We start from the raw sequence: 17,794 nt of genomic DNA, 5'->3' as shown, positions 1-17,794 counted from the left end.
TCCATGCACATTCTCGCCACCACATCGTCGTCGCTGGACGACCTGATAGAGCCGGTTGATCTCAACCAGCCACGGGCAGATGTGGTGGTGCTGTCTTTTTCGGCCAGTGATCTGGCCGGTCTGGAGCGGGGGTGGTCGAAAAGCGGCGGTTTGGTTTCGCTGGTGTCTGCCAATCTCTCAGAGCTTCGCCACCCGATGTCGGTCGATCTGTGGATCGAAAAGACGGCGGAACATGCCAAGCTGATCCTTATCCGGATTCTAGGTGGGGCTGATCGCTGGCGTTACGGCGTGGATCAGCTTTCCAGACTGGCGCGGGCGCGCGGTATCAAGCTGGTGCTCTTGCCCGGTGAATGCAGCGAGCGCGACGAAAAACTGGAGGCGGCATCCACGGTTGACCTAGAAACGCTTTCCGCAATCCTCTCATTCTTCCGCGAGGGCGGGCCGGACAATATGGGCCGTGTTTCGGCAGGGCTAGCGCAGTTTGCTAGCGGCGAAGTTTGGCCGGACATCAAGCCTGAACCTCTGCCGAAAGCCGGATTTTACCGTCCAGGTGAGGGCTTTGTCGATCTGCCGGTAGCGCTAGATGGTTTTGCCGCAAACGCCCCTCTCCTGCCGATTCTGTTTTATCGCTCCATGCTGTTGGCGGCAGATGTTGCGCCTATCGATGCGCTGTTTGCGGCGTTAAAGGCGCGCGATTTGGCGCCGCTGCCAATCTTTGTCAGCGGGTTGAAGGATGGTGAGGCGATCTGGTTTCTGGAAGACACACTCCAACCTTTGAAGCCGGCAGCGATCATCGCGGCAACCGCCTTTGCCAGTCAGACGGATGACTGCGGCAAGACATTGTTTGACCGGCTGCATGTGCCGGTCTTTCAGGTCATCATGGCCACGACGCGGCGGGATGGCTGGGCAGAGAATATGCGCGGGCTGAACCCGTCTGATCTCGCCATGCATGTGGTGTTGCCGGAACTGGATGGACGAATTCTTGGCGGTGTTATTTCGTTCAAGCAAGCTGATCCGCTTGTTGGGCAAGGGCTGGTTAATACGCCAGAACCAGATCGCGTCCAACAAGTTGCGGAGCGTATCGCGGCGTTTCTTCGACTGAAAGCGGCTGCGCCTGCTGAACGGCGGATCGTCATTCTGATGCCGGATTATCCCGGCGCTGCACCGGGGCGTACTGGTTATGCGGTGGGGCTGGACGTGCCGCAAAGCGTGCTGGAAATGCTGCGTGATCTGCGGGATGCCGGATATGCGGTCAAAAATATTCCCGAAACGGCGCGTGGCTTGCTCGACTGCGTTGAAACCGAGACGGCTGGTTTTGGAATCGATGCCTATTCAGCATTCCGCACCTTGTTGCCCCAGACGGCCAATCAGGCACTGGATGAGACGTGGGGCGATGCGGCAGGCGACGACGCCATTCAAGACGGCCAATTCCGCTTTCGCGCCGCTCGATTCGGAGCCGTAACGGTTGCGCTTGCGCCGGATCGCGGTCGCAGTGAAGGCCGCCGTGTCGATTATCACGACCCCAGCCTGCCGCCGCGCCATGCTCTGTTGGCGTTTGGCGCATGGATGCGACGCAGTTTTGATGCCCATGCGATTATCCATGTCGGTGCCCATGGCACGCTGGAATGGTTGCCGGGCAAGACCGTCGCCCTATCTCAAAACTGTTTCCCGGAAATCGTCACCGGTTCGCTGCCGGTGATCTATCCGTTTATCGTGTCCAATCCCGGGGAGGCGGCGGTGGCGAAACGGCGTATCGCTGCTGTCACCATCGGCCATATTCCGCCTGTGCTGATGGATGCCGGGCTTTCTCCAGAACAAATGGCGCTGGAGCAGCTGGTCGATGAATATGCGCAGGCAGATGGGCTAGACCGTCGGCGTCGTGACCGGCTGGCGAAGCTGATTGTTGACAAGGCGGAGGAAACCGGGCTGGCGGCGGATGCCGGTGTGGGGACGCAGGACGATGCCGATACGGCGTTGTCGCGTATCGACGCTTTTCTGTGTGATCTCAAGGATTTTGCCATCAAGGATGGCCAGCATGTGTTTGGCCGTTGTGCGGTGGACGATGTCGATCCGCTGAGGGTGCAAAGTGCGGCGGCGGAAACGACGGCGCTGCTTGCGGCGCTGGATGGGCGGCACATTGCCGCTGGCCCTTCCGGTGCGCCAGCGCGGGGAAGGCTGGATGTGTTGCCGACGGGACGGAACCTCTACGCTGCCGATCCGCGCACCATGCCCACGCCAACCGCTTTCGAGTTAGGGCGCGTGGCGGGCGAAGAGGTGTTGCGGCATTATCTGCAAAGCCATGGCGATTGGCCGAAACATCTGGTGTTTGATCTGTGGGGTTCGGCATCTCTGCGCAATGGCGGCGAAGATGTGGGCCAGGCGTTGCATTTGATGGGTGCACGGCCCATCTACGATCCCGCCACAGGTCGCGTTACCGGCATCGAAGTGCTGCCACCCGCTGCCCTTGGACGACCCAGAGTGGATGTGACATTCCGCATTTCCGGCCTGTTCCGCGATATGTTTCCGGCGTTGATTGCGCTGCTGGATGCCGCCGCAAAAGCCATCGCGCGGCGTGAGGAATCACCCGGCGATAACCCCTTGGCTGAAGAGGCCGTAACGCTCGGTCATATCCCCGCGCGCATTTTCGGCTCTGCACCCGGCACTTATGGCGCGGGCATTGAGGAAAAGCTGGCAAGCGGGCGCTGGGATGAGCGCGAAGAGCTTGGCCAGACCTATCTCGACGCCGCAAGCCACGCTTTTGGTGGGGCGGACGGGTTAGGTGTGTTTGTCGATCCGGGTTTTGCCGCGCAGGTGGAAAAGGCCGAATTGCTGGTTCATACCGGTGATGATCCGGGCCGTGACCTGCTGGACGGCTCGTCTGATGTCGCCTTCATCGGCGGTTTTGCAGCGGCCAAGGCGGCTCTTGGCCAGGCGGCGGATGTGGTGGCACTGGACACGACAGACCCGACCCGCCCACGCGCCCGCTCCATCGCGCAAGCCATCACGCGCGTGGTGCGCGCCCGCGCAATCAATCCACGCTTTATCGCCGGGCAGATGCGGCATGGTCCGCGTGGTGCTGCGGAATTTGCCGAGACGGTAGACCGACTGATCGGCTTTGCGGAAACCACCCATGCGGTGTCATCCTCGCTGATAGAGGCGCTTTACGACGCCTATTTTGGCAATGAAGAGGTGCGCGACTTCATTCTGCGGGAAAACCCGCAAGCGGCAGGAGTGATGGCGCAACGTTTTTTCTCTGCCCGCCATCGCGGCCTCTGGCACAGCCGCCGCAATGCCGTGGATGCGGAGCTGGAAATGCTGATCGCCCCGAAACGGGCGAGGGAAAGCGCATGAGCGCGCACCTCGTGGATATCAAGCCTTTTGCGCGCCGAGGCGTTTGTCCGGCCTTGTCTGCGCCCATGCAAACGGGCGATGGGCTGCTGTCTCGTGTTGCGTTCACGGATGGTATGTCACCGGAGGATTTGCAGAACCTGTGCGCGCTCGCAGCGCTTCACGGCAACGGGCTGCTGGATATTACGGCACGCGGTGGCGTGCAGTTTCGCGGCCTGACGGTGAAGAGTGCTAATGCGCTGGAAGTCGACGTTCTAGCGCTTGGTCTGCCCTTGCGGCAAGGGCTGGCGGTGGAAACTTCGCCGCTTGCGGGACTGGACGACACCACAATTGCGGATACGCGAGCCATCGTGAGCCGGATATCTGACGCGGCGGCAGCGCTCAATCTGCATGAGCGATTGGCCGCTAAAATGTCCGTTATCGTTGATGGCGGCGGGCATGTGCAGATGCTTGATCTGCTCGCCGATATAAGGCTGAAGGCCATTGATGGTGATTTCTGGCAATTGATGTTGGGTGGTGCGGAGGCCAAGGCGTTAAAGGCCGGTGTACTGCGGGCGGGCGATGCTGCCGCTATTGTTATCGAACTACTTGTCCATCTTGCCGAAAAAGGACCGAATGCGCGGGGGCGTGATTTGGACCTTGAAACGGTGTGCGGAATTTGCGGGGATCGGTTGATCGAACGCAATGTCGATGTGCCTACAACGGCGGCAGTGCCTTATGGTTTTATGAGGCTGACAGATGATCTCTCCGCCGCCGCGCTTGCACCGGCGTTTGGGCAAATCTCTGCAGAGGCACTTTCGGCGCTTTGCCGTAAGGCGTCGGCGCTCGGTATAATATCTGTGAGGCCGGGACCGGCCCATGGGCTGTTTTTTGTTGGTCGTGAAGGCGCCTGCGAAGCCCTGCTGTCTCACGCACAGCAAGCCGGTTTTGTGATTGGCGCTGACGACCCGCGTTCCTCTATCGCAGTCTGCGCGGGGGAACCCGCTTGTGCATCCGCCTTCATACCCACGCGGGATTTGGCAAACCATGCGGCTGTAGAATTTGCAGCCTTGCTGGATGGATCATTGACGCTGCATCTTTCCGGGTGCGGCAAGGGCTGCGCGCACCCCACCTCTTCGCTACTTGCGTTTTCCGGCACTGCCGAGGGGCTTGCCTTCACTTTTTCTGGCCGTGTCTCAGACATTCCAGACGTGATTTTGCCCTTTGCGGAGCAAAAGGCTGCGCTTTCGCGACTTGCTCGTTTATATGAAAAAGAACATAAGCCCGGAGAAAATGCCCGCACTCTGCTTGACCGTCTTGGCAGGCAAAAGATTGTTGCGGCGCTCCGACAGGATGACCGATGACTGAATACGACTATATTCGCGATGGTAACGCGATCTACGAGCGCTCCTTCGCGATGGTGCGTGAGGAGGCGGACCTGTCTGCTTTCACGCCTGAGCAGGCCGACATCGCCATGCGTATGATCCATGCTTGCGGGCAGGTGGAAGCGGCACAACATTTTCGGTTTTCGGCGGATTTCGTGTCCGCTGCACGCGGTGCGTTGGCAGTGGGAAAGCCCATTCTCTGCGATGCGGAGATGGTGGCGCATGGCGTGACTCATGCGCGTCTCCCCGCACGTAACGAGGTGATCTGCACGCTGCGCGATCCGCGCACGCCTGATTTGGCCAAGCAGATTGGCAATACACGTTCTGCCGCTGCTCTCGACCTGTGGGCAGACAAGCTGGATGGTGCAGTGGTGGCCATCGGTAATGCGCCGACCGCGCTGTTTTATCTGCTGGAAATGCTGGAACGCGGCGCACCCCGACCTGCGGCTATCATTGGTATGCCGGTTGGTTTTGTGGGTGCGCGGGAATCCAAAGATGCGCTGGAGGAAAGCCCTCTCAAAATTCCCTATGCCATCGTCAAAGGCCGCCTGGGTGGCTCTGCGATGACGGCGGCGGCGATCAATGCCGTGGCGAGGGCAGGCCTATGAGTGCTGCGCTGTTTGATCCTGCTCCACAAAAAGCGCTGAAGGGAAAGCTGATCGGCGTCGGCACCGGGCCGGGGGATCCTGAGCTTTTGACGCTAAAAGCTGTGCGGGCGATTGAGAATGCCGATGTGGTTGCTTTCTTTTGTAAAAAGGGCAGCAAGGGCAATGGGCGTTGTATCGTGGAAAGCTTCATTCGCCCCGGGACACTGGAAATGCCGCTGGTCTACCCTGTGACGGTGGAAAGCGACAAAAACGGCGACGATTATCGTGGTGCGATTGCCGGCTTCTTCGATCAGTCGGCGAAGGACATTGCCGTACATCTGGATGCGGGGCGCAGTGTCGCAGTGCTGTCCGAAGGCGATCCGCTGTTTTACGGCTCTTATATGCACCTGCATTTGCGGCTTGCGCCGTCTTATCCGGCAGAGGTCGTGGCGGGCATTACGGCCATGTCCGGCTGCTGGTCCATGGCTGGTCTTCCGCTGGTGCAGGGGGATGATATTTTGAGCGTCCTGCCCGGTACGCTGGGTGAAGACATACTGACGGAACGGCTTTCCGGCACGGATGGCGCGGTGATTATGAAGGTTGGTCGCAACCTGCCGAAAATCCGCCGTGCGCTGGAAAAAGCGGGTAAGCTGGAAAGCGCGCTTTACGTGGAGCGCGGCACGATGGCAGATGGTCACGCAGTGCGGCTGGTGGAGCGGGATGAAACGACTGCGCCTTACTTCTCGCTGGTGCTGGTGCCAGGTTGGAAAGACAGGCCGGGTCACGGAGACCCGCTGTGAGCGGGCGGCTAACCGTTGTCGGGCTTGGCCCGGGTAATCTGGGGCAGATCACGCCGGAAGCGTTGGATGCCGTGCGCGAGGCTGAGGATTTTTTCGGTTATATTCCGTATTTGGACAGGCTTTCGTTGCAGCCGCATCAACGCCGCCACGCGTCTGACAATCGTGAAGAGTTGTCTCGTGCCAAGGAGGCACTGAGGTTGGCCGCAGCGGGCGGCAAAGTTTGTGTGGTCTCAGGTGGCGACCCCGGTGTTTTTGCGATGGCAGCAGCTGTTTGTGAGGCGATTGAAAACGGTCCTGCCGAATGGCGGGACATCGATTTTTGCGTCGTTCCGGGCGTGACGGCCATGTTGGCGGTGGCGGCGAAAGCCGGTGCACCGCTGGGGCATGACTTTTGTGCCATTTCCCTGTCGGATAATCTCAAACCATGGCCCTTGATCGAAAAACGGCTGATTGCAGCGGCTGAGGCAGGTTTCGTGATGGCGTTTTATAATCCCGTCAGCAAGGCGCGCCCGCACCAGTTGGCAACGGCATTTGATGTGCTTCGAGCCCATCTGCCGGGGTCGGTGCCGGTGATTTTTGGGCGTGCGGCCGGGCGGGTGGATGAGCGTATTCGCGTCGTTCCGCTGTCAGATGCCGCAAGCGATATGGCGGATATGGCGACCTGCATCATCGTTGGTTCGGTCGAAACACGTCTGATCGAACGCAAGGGACAAGAGCCGATCGTCTATTCACCACGCTCTTCCAAAAGGGAAAGCTGATGACGAATGGCGGACAGTGCAGCATCGATATCAGGCACGGTGGCGGTGCGGGCAAGCGGCGGTCGCTCGATCATCAAAACTGTGATGCCAAGCTGCCGCGCCGCTTCGATTTTAGCATAGGCCGCCGTGCCACCGGAGTTTTTGGAAACAATGAACTCGATGCGGTTTTCACGCAGCAGGTTGATTTCGTCTTCCACCGCAAAGGGTCCACGCGCGGTAATGTAATGCGCACTGGGAACGGTCAGCGGCGGCTCAACAGGGTCGACGCTGCGGATAAGGTAATTGTGTTGCGGTGCAGCCTCGAAGGGCAGGAGCTCTTGACGACCCAGCGCGAGGAATGCGTTTTTGCACTCGGTTCCGAGGGCTTTGACGGCGCTTTCGACATCGGCAACGCTTTGCCAGTCATCACCAGCCTGTGTTTTCCACGCCGGGCGTTCCAGCGTCACCAGCGGCACGTTGGCAATTGCCGCTGCCCTCATGGCGTTGGCGGAAATGCTCGCCGCGTAAGGGTGGGTCACGTCCACCAGAATATCGAAGGCATGTTCGGTGATGAAAGCGGCAAGGCCGCTGGCGCCACCAAAACCGCCGGTTCGCATCGGCACGGGTTGCGGAACGGGATCGCGGGTGCGGCCTGCCATGGACAGCAACATCCGATAGCCGGATTCGTCAGCCAATTTTCCGGCCAGAAGGCGGGCATCCGCCGTGCCACCGAGAATAAGTATGGAGCGTGTCATGGCTTCTAAATATGCCGGAATGTACTGCGCATCCACCGAAAAGGCGATTGCGCCGTGGCTTTCCATCGTCGGCATTGGTGAGGACGGGCTTTCCGGGCTTGGTGAGAATGCGCGGCGCGCCATCGAAGCGGCTGAGTTTGTGTTCGGTGGTAAGCGACATCTGGCGCTGGTGGTGGATGGAATTACGGGCGAAGCGCGGCCTTGGCCGGTGCCGTTTGATCTGGCGATGGCCGATGTCATGGCGCTGCGGGGACGGAAGGTTTGTGTACTGGCCTCTGGCGATCCATTTTTTTACGGGGTCGGCGTAACGTTGCTGCGGCATGTGGCGGCGGAAGAAACTGTGTCTTACCCGGCACCATCCGCCTTTTCGTTGGCCGCTTCCCGGCTTGGCTGGGCATTACAGGATGCGGAGTGTGTATCGCTGCATGGCCGCTCCATCGATCTCATCCGCCCGCATCTGCATCACGGCGCGAAACTCATCGTGCTGACATCGGATGAAAAAGCCCCTGCCCTTTTGGCTAAGCTTTTGTCGGAAGCAGGGTTTGGCCGTTCGGATTTTATTCTGCTGGAAGCTTTGGGTGGGCCGCGTGAAAAGGTTCAGCATGGTAACGTAGCGGATTTTTCTATTGCGTATATCGACCCGCTGAATGTCGTGGCAATTGATGTTGTTGCGGATGAAAAGGCGCGTGTTCTGCCCTATGCGCAAGGGTTGGATGATGCGCTGTTCGAGCATGATGGGCAGATCACCAAGCGGGAAATTCGGGCGGTGACATTGTCATCACTGGCTCCGCGCCACGGTGAATTGCTGTGGGATATCGGAGCCGGGTCAGGCTCCATCGGTATTGAGTGGATGCTGGCGCATCCGTCCCTTCGGGCGATTGCCATTGAGCAGCATCCGGAAAGGGCCGAACGCACCACCCGCAATGCCGAGCTTTTCGGTGTGCCGGGGCTGGAGGTGGTGATTGGTGCGGCACCGGATGCCTTCGACGGTCTGCCGACGCCGGATGCGATTTTTATTGGCGGTGGCGGCAGCGAGGCCGGGGTGTTGGATGGTGCCATAACGGCGCTGAAACCCGGCGGGCGGCTGGTGGCCAATGCGGTGACGCTGGAAATGGAAGCCGTTTTGCTGGCAGCGCAACACAAGCTCGGCGGTTCGTTGATCCGGCTTGAAGTTGCGCGTGCCTCGCCGGTGGGCAACATGCGGGGCTGGCGTCCAGCTATGCCGGTGACGCAATGGGCCTGGATAAAGTCGGCGGTCAAGCTGTGATTGTCGCTGGCATAGGATGCCGCAAGGGTGCCAGCGCGGATGCGATTATTGCCGCATTGGAGCAGGTTTCGCGGGCGCATAGTGTGAAGATCGATTTCATCGCAACGGCACCGATTAAAGCGGACGAGCCGGGTTTGATGGAAGCAGCAACACGGCTTGGCTTGGCCTTTGTGGTGGTGGCGCAGGCGGATTTCGAGGATGCGGGCGGGCGCACGACCACCCAATCGGAAACGAGCCTGAAACATTCCGGTTCGCCTAGTCTCAGTGAAGCCTCGGCTCTCGCGGCATTGGGAACAGGTTCGAGGCTGGTCGCCCCGCGTATGGTGATGGGCGATATTACGGTGGCGCTTGCCACTTTTGGAGACGAAGAATGACGGTTCATTTTATCGGCGCCGGTCCGGGTGCGGCTGATCTTATCACGGTGCGCGGGCGCGATTTGATCGCGGCCTGCCCGGTCTGCCTTTATGCGGGATCGCTGGTGCCGAAGGCATTGCTGGCGTATTGCCCTGATGGTGCGCGGATTGTCGATACGGCAGCGCTTTCGCTGGATGACATCGAGGCGGAATATGGAGCCGCTGCCCGTGACGGCAAGGATGTGGCGCGGCTGCATTCCGGCGATCTTTCGGTTTGGAGCGCCATGGGTGAGCAAATCCGCCGGCTGGAACGGCTGGGGCTGGATTATACCGTCACGCCCGGCGTCCCCTCCTTTGCCGCCGCTGCTGCAACATTGCGCCGTGAGTTGACAGTGCCGGAGGTGGCGCAGAGCCTTGTGCTGACGCGCATTTCGGGCCGCGCTTCGAAAATGCCGGAGACGGAAACGTTGAAGGCATTTGGCGCAACGGGCGCTACGCTTGCCATTCACCTTGCCATCCATGCCATTGCCAAGGTGGTGGAAGATTTGACGCCGCTTTATGGGGCCGATTGTCCGGTGGCAATAGTCGTGCGGGCATCATGGCCGGAAGAGCGGGTTATTCGCGGGACGCTCAGCGATATCGAAGCCAAGCTTGCGGAAGAGCCGGTGGAGCGCACGGCGCTGATTTTTGTCGGCAAGGGTTTGGCGTCAGAGGATTTTCGTGAAAGCGCGCTTTACAGCACGGATTATGTGCGGCGTTTCCGCTCGCCTCAAGGGACTGCGGAGGATTGATTGGACGGTGTGAAACCGGCGCGGCCTTTGAGTGTGCCGTCACGGTCGAACACCAGAATTTCCAGTGAAATCTCTGATTTGTTGAGGGCCGCCGCTGCGGTTTTCCATGCGTTTTGGGCTACGATGTTGCCGAGGTGTATGCCCGCCTCACCGGCCATAGTGAAGGCGTGGGCGACCGTATTGGCCTGACGGATAAAATTCGCCAAAGACTCATCGCCGCCCGCTTCTACCGCCAGCTTTGCCAAGGCATCCAGATCGGCAAGGCCGCGTTTGGAATGCACGTCCAACATGCCTTCCGCCAGCTTGGTCATTTTGGCAACACCGCCGGCGACGGTGATTCTTTCGACGGGGTGGGTGCGCAGATATTTCAACATGCCGCCGATGAAATCGCCCATGTCGATCAGCGCTGTTTCCGGTAAGCCATGCAGCGCCTGTCCGGCTTTTTCCGAGGCATTGCCAGTGGCACCCAGAAGATGCGGCAAGCCTTCGGCGCGGGCGACATCGATGCCGCGCCAGATGGAGTGGATCCATGCCGAGCAGGAAAACGGGATGACGATTCCGGTGGTGCCGAGAATGGAGATGCCGCCGAGAATGCCAAGTCTGCCATTTAAGGTTTTTTCGGCGATTTTCTCGCCGTCTTCCACGGAAATTTCCACTTCAAAATCGGCATTTTCGCCTGCTACTTCGCGGATAGCTGCTTCAATCATTTTGCGCGGCACAGGGTTAATGGCGGGTTCTCCCACGGCCAATGGCAGGCCGGGGCGGGTGACGGTGCCGACACCGATTCCCGCTTTAAACGTGATGCCGGTGCCGGGTTTTCCGGGGCGCACGGTGCTTTCCAGCAATGCGCCGTGGGTCACGTCCGGGTCATCGCCTGCATCCTTGATGACGCCTGCACGGGCAAAGCCATCGCCTTTTTGCTGGGTTGCCAAAGAAAAGCCGACACGCTTGCCGCTTGGAAGTTCGATCTCGACGGGGTATGGAAAATCACCGGTCAGCAACGCGGCGCAGGCGGCCTTGGTCGCCGCCGTGGCGCAAGCGCCGGTCGTCCAGCCGCGACGCAGATTTTTTCCATCCGTTTCCATCGTGTTTCTATAGCGGTTACGGGTTTGGCCGTCATCGGGAAACAACAGGCAGTGCGAATGTCGAGACCGCTTATTTTGAAAAACATTCCATCCTCATTCCTGTGCTTGTCACAGCAATCCAGTCGAACCGCGTCTGTGCGGCGGAAAGACTCTTTTCAGCCCAAGGACTTGGACGGGTTGGATTCCTGTGACAAGCAGAGGACTGAGGGAAAATTCGTATGACGGCGCGGGCAATCATCATCGGTGCGCCGCGTTCCGGCTCCGGCAAGACGAGTGTTACCATCGGGCTTTTGCGGGCTTTTGCGCGGCGTGGCATCAAGGTTCGTGGTATTAAAACAGGACCGGATTATATCGATCCGGGCTTTCATGCTTTTGCGGCGGGAACGCCGGGACTTAATCTCGACAGTTGGGCCATGCAGCCGGATTTGCTGCGGCATTTGTTTGCGCAGCAGGCGGGTGATGCGGAACTGGTGCTGATCGAAAGCGCCATGGGGCTGTTCGATGGCATTGTGGTGCCGGATAATCGCACGGGTTCGGCGGCTGATCTGGCGCGGCTGTTTGGCATTCCGGTACTTCTGGTACTGGATATATCCGGCCAATCACAGACGGCGGCGGCCATTGCCCATGGTTTTGCCCATTATGACGCAGCGGTAAAGATGTCTGCGGTGGTGCTGAACCGGGCTGGCAGCGAAAGGCATCGTACGCTCTGCTCCGAGGCGATTGAAAAGATTGGTCTGCCGGTGGCGGGCTGCGTTATGCGTGATCCATCTTTGGTGCTGCCGGAACGGCATCTGGGGCTGGTGCAGGCCAGCGAACACCCCGAAATCGACGCGCATATCGAACGACTTGCCGATGCGATGGAAAAGGCGATCGATCTCGATGCACTGTTCTCGCTAGCGCGTCCGGTGGATGTGCCGCAGGGTTCGGTGGAAGCGGCGATTGCGCCGCCCGGTCAGCGTATTGCGCTAGCGCAGGATGCTGCTTTTACTTTTCTTTATCCGCACCATCAGCGCCATTGGCATGAGGCCGGTGCGGAAATTATGCCGTTTTCACCACTCGCCGATGAAGCGCCGGATGCGTCTTGCGATGTGTGCTGGTTGCCTGGGGGATACCCTGAGCTTTATGCCGGACAACTTGCCATGGCCAACACTTTCAAAACAGGCCTTGCCCGCTTTTCAGAAACAAAGCCGGTGCATGGCGAATGCGGTGGTTACATGGTGCTGGGTGCAGCTCTGGAAGATGCAGACGGCGTGACGCACGCAATGACCGGACTTCTCTCCCACGCCACAAGTTTTGCCCAACGCAAGATGAACCTTGGGTATCGGCAGGCGAAGATTGCCGCAGATGGCCCGCTTGGTCGCGCTGGCGATGTTTTGCGCGGCCACGAGTTTCATTACGCGCGCGTTATTGATCCGGGTCATGATCTGGCCTTTGCGGACATTGCCGATGGGCAGGGCAAGCCGCTCGGCGCTTCCGGTGGCAGGCGCGGCATGGTGACGGGTACGTTTTTTCACGCCATCGCCAAAGGTTAGATTGTTCTTTTCATTGGCGGCATTCTTCTGTTCGATGTTGCAGTGGAGGAAACGTCACAGCGTACCTATATTGCTTTGCGTGCGCCGGTATCTCGCGCCCGATCCACTGAACAAGGACAGATTTTCATGACCGAGAAATCCCCCGAAAATAACTTTCCCGCCGGTTACGAACCAGCCGACGTCTGGGAATGGGAAAAGGGCAATGGCGGTCAGTTCGCCAACATCAACCGCCCGATTGCTGGCCCGACGCATGACAAGGAATTGCCTGTCGGAAAGCATCCGCTTCAGCTTTATTCGCTGGCAACACCCAATGGTCAGAAGGTTGGCATTCTGCTCGAAGAGCTGCTGGCCGCAGGCCATACAGGTGCAGAATATGATGCGTGGTTGATCCGTATCGGCGAAGGTCAGCAATTCGGCTCGGATTTCGTCAAGGCCAACCCGAATTCGAAAATCCCGGCATTGGTGGACCATTCCACGCCAGAGCCGACGCGCGTTTTCGAAAGCGGTTCCATTCTGCTGTATCTTGCAGAAAAGTTTGGTGCGTTTTTGCCGAAAGAACACAAGGGCCGCACGGAGGCAATCAACTGGCTGTTCTGGCAGATGGCATCCGGCCCCTATCTGGGCGGTGGATTTGGCCATTTTTACGCTTATGCGCCGATTCACATCAAATATGCGATCGACCGTTTTGCGATGGAAGCCAAGCGACAGCTTGACGTGCTGGACCGCCATCTGGCAGAGAACCAGTATCTTGCCGGTTCGGAATATTCGATTGCGGATATTGCCGTCTGGCCATGGTATGGCAATCTGGCGCGCGGACAATCTTATCCGAAGGCCGATGTTTTCCTTGACGTGAAAAGCTATAAGCATCTTCAACGTTGGGCGGCTGAGATTGCGGAACGTCCTGCGGTAAAGCGCGGTCGGATGGTCAACAAGGCAACCGGCGAGCTATCGGAACAATTGCACGAACGCCACGATGCGTCCGACTTCGACACGAAGACACAGGACAAAATCGGCACAGCATAAGGAAGAAGAGTATGGCAAAGCTGCCTGAGATGACAAAACACCGCGGTTTTCCATCCGGCATGCCGAGCACGGGCATACAATTCACCATACGCCGCGCAAACCCGCGCGGCGTCACGCCTGTAAAATTCATCCCTCGCCGCGCCCGCGACAATTCCGCCACGCACAAAATCGATGCCGCGTTCATGCATGCGCTGTGGCACCAGTTCGGCAGTGAGCCCTTCGAGCGTGGCAATCTGGATGCGGCGCGTCTTAGCCTGCTGTTCGGGCGCGAGGTTTTGCCTGCGGACAAGGATTTCGATCCACTGTCCTATCAGTCGATGCTGGTGATCGACGAACGGCTGGCACGGCAGAATTTCCCGGAATCGTTTGAGAATTATTTCGAGATTTAACTCGAAGGTGATGGTCTGCGGCAAAGTGGAGCGGGCAACGAAAGTTTGTGTGCTTCGCATTCGCGAAGTGCTATAGAGCTCCCCAGTTTCATCTATTCCGGCGTCTCGCCATGGTCAGACATTTTTTCTGCGTTGTCGCTGCATGCGCTTTTACCTTGCTGCCCGCTGGCATTGGCACGGGGGAGTTTGCGCATGGCGGCGAGGATTATGCGACGTTGGAAAAGCTGGGTGCCGCACTTTTTAACGACCCCAACCTTTCGATAAACCGCACCATGGCCTGTTCCACCTGCCACATGCAGGCGGCGGGTTTTACCGATGCGCGTGATAGCGACAAAGTGGGGCGTGATGTTTCCTTGGGTGACGATGGCACGTCGCTGGGAGATCGTAACGCGCCGAGCGCTGCCTACGCAAAGTTCACACCGCCGTTTGGCAAGAATGCTGCTGGCGAATATATCGGCGGGCAGTTCTGGGATGGTCGTGCATCTGCGCTGGAAGATCAGGCTGCTGGCCCGCCCCTGAACCCGATAGAAATGGGCATGCCGGACAAGGCCGCTGTCGTAAAACGCCTGAAGGAAAACCCGGATTATGCGAGCGCTTTTGGCACGCAATTTGGCGGCGATGTTTTCAAAAAAGACGATGATGCCTTTGCGGCGATGACCAAGGCGCTGGCCGTTTTCGAGCGCTCCGATGAGTTTTCGACCTTCGATTCGAAATATGACCGCTTCCTGCGCGGTGAGGAAAAGCTGACCGATCAGGAAGAGCTTGGCCGGGTGTTGATTTCATCCACACAGTTCACCAACTGCAACACCTGCCATGAGATCAGGGGTGCAAACGGGCTTTCCGACGGGCTTTTCACCAACCACAAATATTTCAATATCGGCGTTCCGGCGAACAAGGCGGTACGCGCGGCGAATGGCTCCAAGCCAGATGCGGTTGATCTCGGTTTGGCGCAAAACCCGGCTGTGGCGGGTGATCCGGCCCAACGTGGCAAGTTCAAGGTGCCGACATTGCGCAATGTCGCTGTGACTGGACCTTACATGCACAATGGCGTGTTCAAGGATTTGCGCACGGTCGTGCTGTTTTATGTGAAATACAAAAGCAAAAAGCCGAGCCGTCAGATCAACCCGGAAACCGGCGTGACGTGGGATGCCCCCGAGGTGCCCGACAATATCGCGATGACGGAACTGACGTCTGCGCCTGCAATGGATGACAAGCGGGTGGATGCCGTTGTGGCGTTTTTAAAAACGCTGACCGACAAGAGATATGAGCATCTTTTGCCGAATGACGATGCCACGCCGGCCGTCCAGCCCGCGTCGATTATGCCGAAAGCGGCAGGCAATTAAAGGTCATCTTCCACCTCGCGTCATCCTCGGGACAAGCCCGAGCATGACGAAAGTTGGCGTGTGTCTTACGCCGAAAGCGCCTTGAACTCTGCCAGAACCGCATCGCCCATTTCAGACGTGCTGACCTGACGGCTGCCTTCCGCCATGATGTCGGCGGTGCGGATGCCCTTGTCCAGAACGTTGGCGATTGCTGTTTCCAGCTTTGCGGCGTCGTCCACCATGTTGAACGAATAGCGCAGGCACATGGCGAAAGAGGCGATCATGGCGATCGGGTTGGCGATGCCCTTGCCGGCGATATCCGGTGCGGAGCCATGCACAGGCTCATAAAGCGCCTTGCGCTTGCCGGTCTTGGCATCGGGTGCACCGAGTGAGGCTGACGGCAACATGCCGAGAGAGCCGGTCAGCATGGCGGCGACGTCAGACAGCATATCGCCAAACAGGTTGTCGGTGACGATGACGTCGAACTGCTTGGGCTTGCGCACCAGCTGCATGCCGCCAGCATCCGCCAGCATATGCTCCAGTTGTACGTCCTTATACTTCGCCGCATGGGTTTCGGTAACGACCTGGTTCCACAAAACGCCTGACTTCATGACGTTGCGCTTTTCCATGGAGCAGACGCGGTTGTCACGGGTGCGGGCCAACTCAAAAGCCACGCTGGCGATGCGTTCGATTTCGAACGTGTCATAAATCTGCGTATCGATGCCGCGCTTCTGGCCGTTGCCGAGATCGATGATCTGCTTCGGCTCGCCGAAATAAACACCGCCGGTCAATTCGCGAACGATGAGGATATCGAGGCCTTCCACCAGCTCATGCTTCAGGGAGGAGGCAGCGGCAAGGGCTGGGTAACAAATGGCGGGGCGAAGGTTGGCGAAAAGCTCCAGATCTTTGCGCAGGCGCAAAAGACCGGCTTCCGGGCGCACTTCATAGGGAACACCATCCCACTTCGGTCCACCGACCGAGCCGAACAGGATCGCATCTGCGGCCATCGCCTTTTCCATGTCGGCATCGGAGATCGCCACGCCATGTGCGTCATAGGCGCAACCGCCGACGAGGCCCTCTTCGGTCTTGAAGCCTGCGGCCTTCTCACTATTCAGATAATCGATCAGCTTGCGGACTTCCGCCATGGCTTCGGGGCCAATACCGTCACCGGGGAGCAGGAAAAGCGTGCGCACAGTCATGAAAACCCTCCTTGGCACGCCGGAAAACCATAGCTGGTTTCTAAAACGGCGGGCGCTTCGACAAAATTCGTGTCCCGCAACGGCAAGCCTTGCAGGGTGCAGGCTTCTTAGCCTTGGAGATTGGGTATTTCAAGGAAGGCAAAAGCCGATTTGGTACGGGCTATGCACCAAATCGGCTTTAAAGAGGTGTGCTAAAAAACGATCAAGCCCAGGGACGAACCGATGCGTTGCTTTTCTCGAATGTATCGATGGCACCCGCATGTTCCAGCGTCAGGCCGATATCGTCCAGCCCATTGAGCATACAGTGGCGCTTGAACTCGTCGAGCTCAAACGTGATCGTGCCGCCATCAGGGCCGCTGATTTCCAGATTTTCAAGATCGACCGTCAAAACGGCATTCGAACCGCGCGAGGCGTCGTCCAGCAGCTTTTCCAGATTGTCCGGGCTGACGACGATGGGCAGGATGCCGTTCTTGAAACAGTTGCTGTAAAAAATATCGGCAAAGCTGGTGGAAATCACGCAGCGAATGCCAAAATCCAGCAGCGCCCACGGCGCATGTTCGCGCGAAGACCCGCAGCCGAAATTATCGCCCGCGACGAGAATTTGCGCGTTCTTATAGGCTGGCTTGTTCAGGACGAAATCCGGGTTTGGCGAACCATCTTCCAGATAACGGGATTCCGCGAACAGACCGGTGCCGAGACCAGTGCGCTTAATGGTTTTGAGATAGTCCTTCGGAATGATCATGTCGGTATCGATATTGACGACCGGCATGGGGGCGGCAACGCCCGTCAGCTTGGTGAACTTGTCCATCTGTCACTCCGAAATCTTGTGAACGGCGCGCGATATCGCGCTGGCTTTCTGCCCAAATAGCGCAAAAGCGGACATATTTGAAGGGCGAACCGTGCAAAGGCGGTACGCCCCATCAAAACGCGCTGCGCTGTCGGATCAGAGATCGATGATCGTGCCCCGACCATCGTTCCAAACGCGCATGTTTTCATGGGTCTGGCGATGGCGTGGATTGACCGGGATCGGAGCGGGTTTAAGGCGGGCTGAAAAGACCCGCGCGAGGCTGATAACAGCCAAGGTGCCAACCAGCGCAATCGTCAACGATGCGGTGAAAAGTGCGGCGAGAGCCAGAAGTGCGATGCTGGAAGCCGCGATGAAGAATGTACGAATGCCCTGCATGGTCAAAACCTTTCTGTCCAGACGAATGTGGGCCTTCTTCAACGTGGTTGCAAGAGGAT

The 17,794-nt window shown here is 58.6% G+C and carries 17 protein-coding genes; 12 read left to right on the top strand and 5 right to left on the bottom strand.

The window, feature by feature from the left end; genetic code table 11:
- Positions 1-3: 3 nt before the first annotated feature.
- Genes cobN through RMR16_RS13075 form a run of 5 tightly spaced genes read left to right on the top strand, consistent with a single transcriptional unit; the run spans position 4 to position 6,857 of the window.
- The gene (cobN, locus tag RMR16_RS13095) at positions 4-3,351 is read left to right on the top strand and encodes a cobaltochelatase subunit CobN (protein WP_320201071.1); all 3,348 of its coding nucleotides are present in this window, start codon (positions 4-6) and stop codon (positions 3,349-3,351) included.
- The gene (cobG, locus tag RMR16_RS13090) at positions 3,348-4,691 is read left to right on the top strand and encodes a precorrin-3B synthase (protein ID WP_320201072.1); all 1,344 of its coding nucleotides are present in this window, start codon (positions 3,348-3,350) and stop codon (positions 4,689-4,691) included. Before cobN ends, cobG begins: the two co-directional genes overlap by 4 nt.
- A complete protein-coding gene (locus RMR16_RS13085) occupies positions 4,688-5,320 on the top strand; it encodes a precorrin-8X methylmutase (RefSeq protein ID WP_320201073.1) in 633 nt (210 codons plus the stop codon). The genes cobG and RMR16_RS13085 overlap by 4 nt, the downstream gene beginning before the upstream one ends.
- Positions 5,317-6,099: a precorrin-2 C(20)-methyltransferase gene (locus RMR16_RS13080; protein WP_320201074.1), complete on the top strand. Its 783-nt coding sequence runs from the start codon at positions 5,317-5,319 to the stop codon at positions 6,097-6,099. The genes RMR16_RS13085 and RMR16_RS13080 overlap by 4 nt, the downstream gene beginning before the upstream one ends.
- A complete protein-coding gene (locus RMR16_RS13075; RefSeq protein WP_320201075.1) occupies positions 6,096-6,857 on the top strand; it encodes a precorrin-3B C(17)-methyltransferase in 762 nt (253 codons plus the stop codon). Before RMR16_RS13080 ends, RMR16_RS13075 begins: the two co-directional genes overlap by 4 nt.
- On the opposite strand, the gene RMR16_RS13070 is transcribed toward RMR16_RS13075, so the two are convergent.
- Positions 6,824-7,591 (bottom strand): cobalt-precorrin-6A reductase, encoded by a 768-nt coding sequence (locus RMR16_RS13070; protein ID WP_320201076.1) that lies wholly within the window; start codon positions 7,589-7,591, stop codon positions 6,824-6,826. The genes RMR16_RS13075 and RMR16_RS13070 overlap by 34 nt on opposite strands.
- Between RMR16_RS13070 and cbiE the strand changes: the two genes are divergently transcribed.
- From cbiE to cobM, 3 genes are read left to right on the top strand one after another with little or no spacing between them, the layout of a single operon-like run.
- On the top strand, positions 7,590-8,858 hold the full coding sequence (cbiE, locus tag RMR16_RS13065) for a precorrin-6y C5,15-methyltransferase (decarboxylating) subunit CbiE (RefSeq protein ID WP_320201077.1): 1,269 nt from the start codon (positions 7,590-7,592) through the stop codon (positions 8,856-8,858). The two genes, RMR16_RS13070 and cbiE, sit on opposite strands and share 2 nt — an antisense overlap.
- Positions 8,825-9,232 (top strand): cobalamin biosynthesis protein, encoded by a 408-nt coding sequence (locus RMR16_RS13060; protein ID WP_320201078.1) that lies wholly within the window; start codon positions 8,825-8,827, stop codon positions 9,230-9,232. Before cbiE ends, RMR16_RS13060 begins: the two co-directional genes overlap by 34 nt.
- Positions 9,229-10,002 carry a precorrin-4 C(11)-methyltransferase gene (gene cobM, locus RMR16_RS13055; protein WP_320201079.1) on the top strand — a complete coding sequence of 258 codons (774 nt, stop codon included), beginning with the start codon at positions 9,229-9,231 and terminating at the stop codon, positions 10,000-10,002. Before RMR16_RS13060 ends, cobM begins: the two co-directional genes overlap by 4 nt.
- Here the strand turns inward: cobM and RMR16_RS13050 are convergent.
- On the bottom strand, positions 9,981-11,087 hold the full coding sequence (locus RMR16_RS13050) for a cobalt-precorrin-5B (C(1))-methyltransferase (protein WP_320201080.1): 1,107 nt from the start codon (positions 11,085-11,087) through the stop codon (positions 9,981-9,983). The two genes, cobM and RMR16_RS13050, sit on opposite strands and share 22 nt — an antisense overlap.
- 218 nt (positions 11,088-11,305) lie before the next feature.
- Between RMR16_RS13050 and RMR16_RS13045 the strand changes: the two genes are divergently transcribed.
- The 4 genes from RMR16_RS13045 (at position 11,306) to RMR16_RS13030 (ending at position 15,374) form a co-directional block, all read left to right on the top strand.
- Positions 11,306-12,619 (top strand): cobyrinate a,c-diamide synthase, encoded by a 1,314-nt coding sequence (locus tag RMR16_RS13045; protein ID WP_320201081.1) that lies wholly within the window; start codon positions 11,306-11,308, stop codon positions 12,617-12,619.
- A 126-nt stretch (positions 12,620-12,745) separates the two neighbouring features.
- Positions 12,746-13,642 carry a glutathione-dependent disulfide-bond oxidoreductase gene (gene yghU, locus RMR16_RS13040; protein WP_320201082.1) on the top strand — a complete coding sequence of 299 codons (897 nt, stop codon included), beginning with the start codon at positions 12,746-12,748 and terminating at the stop codon, positions 13,640-13,642.
- Positions 13,643-13,653: 11 nt separating this feature from the next.
- Positions 13,654-14,031, top strand: a complete 378-nt coding sequence (locus RMR16_RS13035) for a hypothetical protein (protein ID WP_320201083.1) — start codon at positions 13,654-13,656, stop codon at positions 14,029-14,031.
- Between the two features lie 110 nt (positions 14,032-14,141).
- Positions 14,142-15,374, top strand: coding sequence for a cytochrome-c peroxidase (locus RMR16_RS13030; RefSeq protein WP_320201084.1), 1,233 nt, complete (start codon positions 14,142-14,144; stop codon positions 15,372-15,374).
- A 65-nt stretch (positions 15,375-15,439) separates the two neighbouring features.
- Here RMR16_RS13030 and leuB read toward each other — a convergent pair whose 3' ends face one another.
- The 3 genes from leuB to RMR16_RS13015 all read right to left on the bottom strand — a co-directional run bounded on the left by leuB (position 15,440) and on the right by RMR16_RS13015 (position 17,735).
- A complete protein-coding gene (gene leuB, locus RMR16_RS13025; RefSeq protein ID WP_320201085.1) occupies positions 15,440-16,552 on the bottom strand; it encodes a 3-isopropylmalate dehydrogenase in 1,113 nt (370 codons plus the stop codon).
- A gap of 202 nt (positions 16,553-16,754) precedes the next feature.
- On the bottom strand, positions 16,755-17,360 hold the full coding sequence (gene leuD / locus RMR16_RS13020) for a 3-isopropylmalate dehydratase small subunit (protein WP_320201086.1): 606 nt from the start codon (positions 17,358-17,360) through the stop codon (positions 16,755-16,757).
- Positions 17,361-17,495: 135 nt separating this feature from the next.
- Positions 17,496-17,735: a hypothetical protein gene (locus RMR16_RS13015; protein ID WP_320201174.1), complete on the bottom strand. Its 240-nt coding sequence runs from the start codon at positions 17,733-17,735 to the stop codon at positions 17,496-17,498.
- Positions 17,736-17,794: the final 59 nt, after the last annotated feature.

The sequence above is a fragment of the Agrobacterium sp. rho-13.3 genome, assembly GCF_033957765.2.
Classification (GTDB): domain Bacteria; phylum Pseudomonadota; class Alphaproteobacteria; order Rhizobiales; family Rhizobiaceae; genus Agrobacterium.
This window is presented reverse-complemented; position numbering and strand designations above follow the sequence as displayed.

Coding starts and splice junctions, on each gene's coding strand:
- cobN (WP_320201071.1), top strand. CDS start 4: ATGCACATTCTCGCCACCACATCGTCGTCGCTGGACGACCTGATAGAG.
- cobG (WP_320201072.1), top strand. CDS start 3,348: ATGAGCGCGCACCTCGTGGATATCAAGCCTTTTGCGCGCCGAGGCGTT.
- RMR16_RS13085 (WP_320201073.1), top strand. CDS start 4,688: ATGACTGAATACGACTATATTCGCGATGGTAACGCGATCTACGAGCGC.
- RMR16_RS13080 (WP_320201074.1), top strand. CDS start 5,317: ATGAGTGCTGCGCTGTTTGATCCTGCTCCACAAAAAGCGCTGAAGGGA.
- cbiE (WP_320201077.1), top strand. CDS start 7,590: ATGGCTTCTAAATATGCCGGAATGTACTGCGCATCCACCGAAAAGGCG.
- RMR16_RS13070 (WP_320201076.1), bottom strand. CDS start 7,591: ATGACACGCTCCATACTTATTCTCGGTGGCACGGCGGATGCCCGCCTT.
- RMR16_RS13060 (WP_320201078.1), top strand. CDS start 8,825: ATGGGCCTGGATAAAGTCGGCGGTCAAGCTGTGATTGTCGCTGGCATA.
- cobM (WP_320201079.1), top strand. CDS start 9,229: ATGACGGTTCATTTTATCGGCGCCGGTCCGGGTGCGGCTGATCTTATC.
- RMR16_RS13050 (WP_320201080.1), bottom strand. CDS start 11,087: ATGGAAACGGATGGAAAAAATCTGCGTCGCGGCTGGACGACCGGCGCT.
- RMR16_RS13045 (WP_320201081.1), top strand. CDS start 11,306: ATGACGGCGCGGGCAATCATCATCGGTGCGCCGCGTTCCGGCTCCGGC.
- yghU (WP_320201082.1), top strand. CDS start 12,746: ATGACCGAGAAATCCCCCGAAAATAACTTTCCCGCCGGTTACGAACCA.
- RMR16_RS13035 (WP_320201083.1), top strand. CDS start 13,654: ATGGCAAAGCTGCCTGAGATGACAAAACACCGCGGTTTTCCATCCGGC.
- RMR16_RS13030 (WP_320201084.1), top strand. CDS start 14,142: ATGGTCAGACATTTTTTCTGCGTTGTCGCTGCATGCGCTTTTACCTTG.
- leuB (WP_320201085.1), bottom strand. CDS start 16,552: ATGACTGTGCGCACGCTTTTCCTGCTCCCCGGTGACGGTATTGGCCCC.
- leuD (WP_320201086.1), bottom strand. CDS start 17,360: ATGGACAAGTTCACCAAGCTGACGGGCGTTGCCGCCCCCATGCCGGTC.
- RMR16_RS13015 (WP_320201174.1), bottom strand. CDS start 17,735: ATGCAGGGCATTCGTACATTCTTCATCGCGGCTTCCAGCATCGCACTT.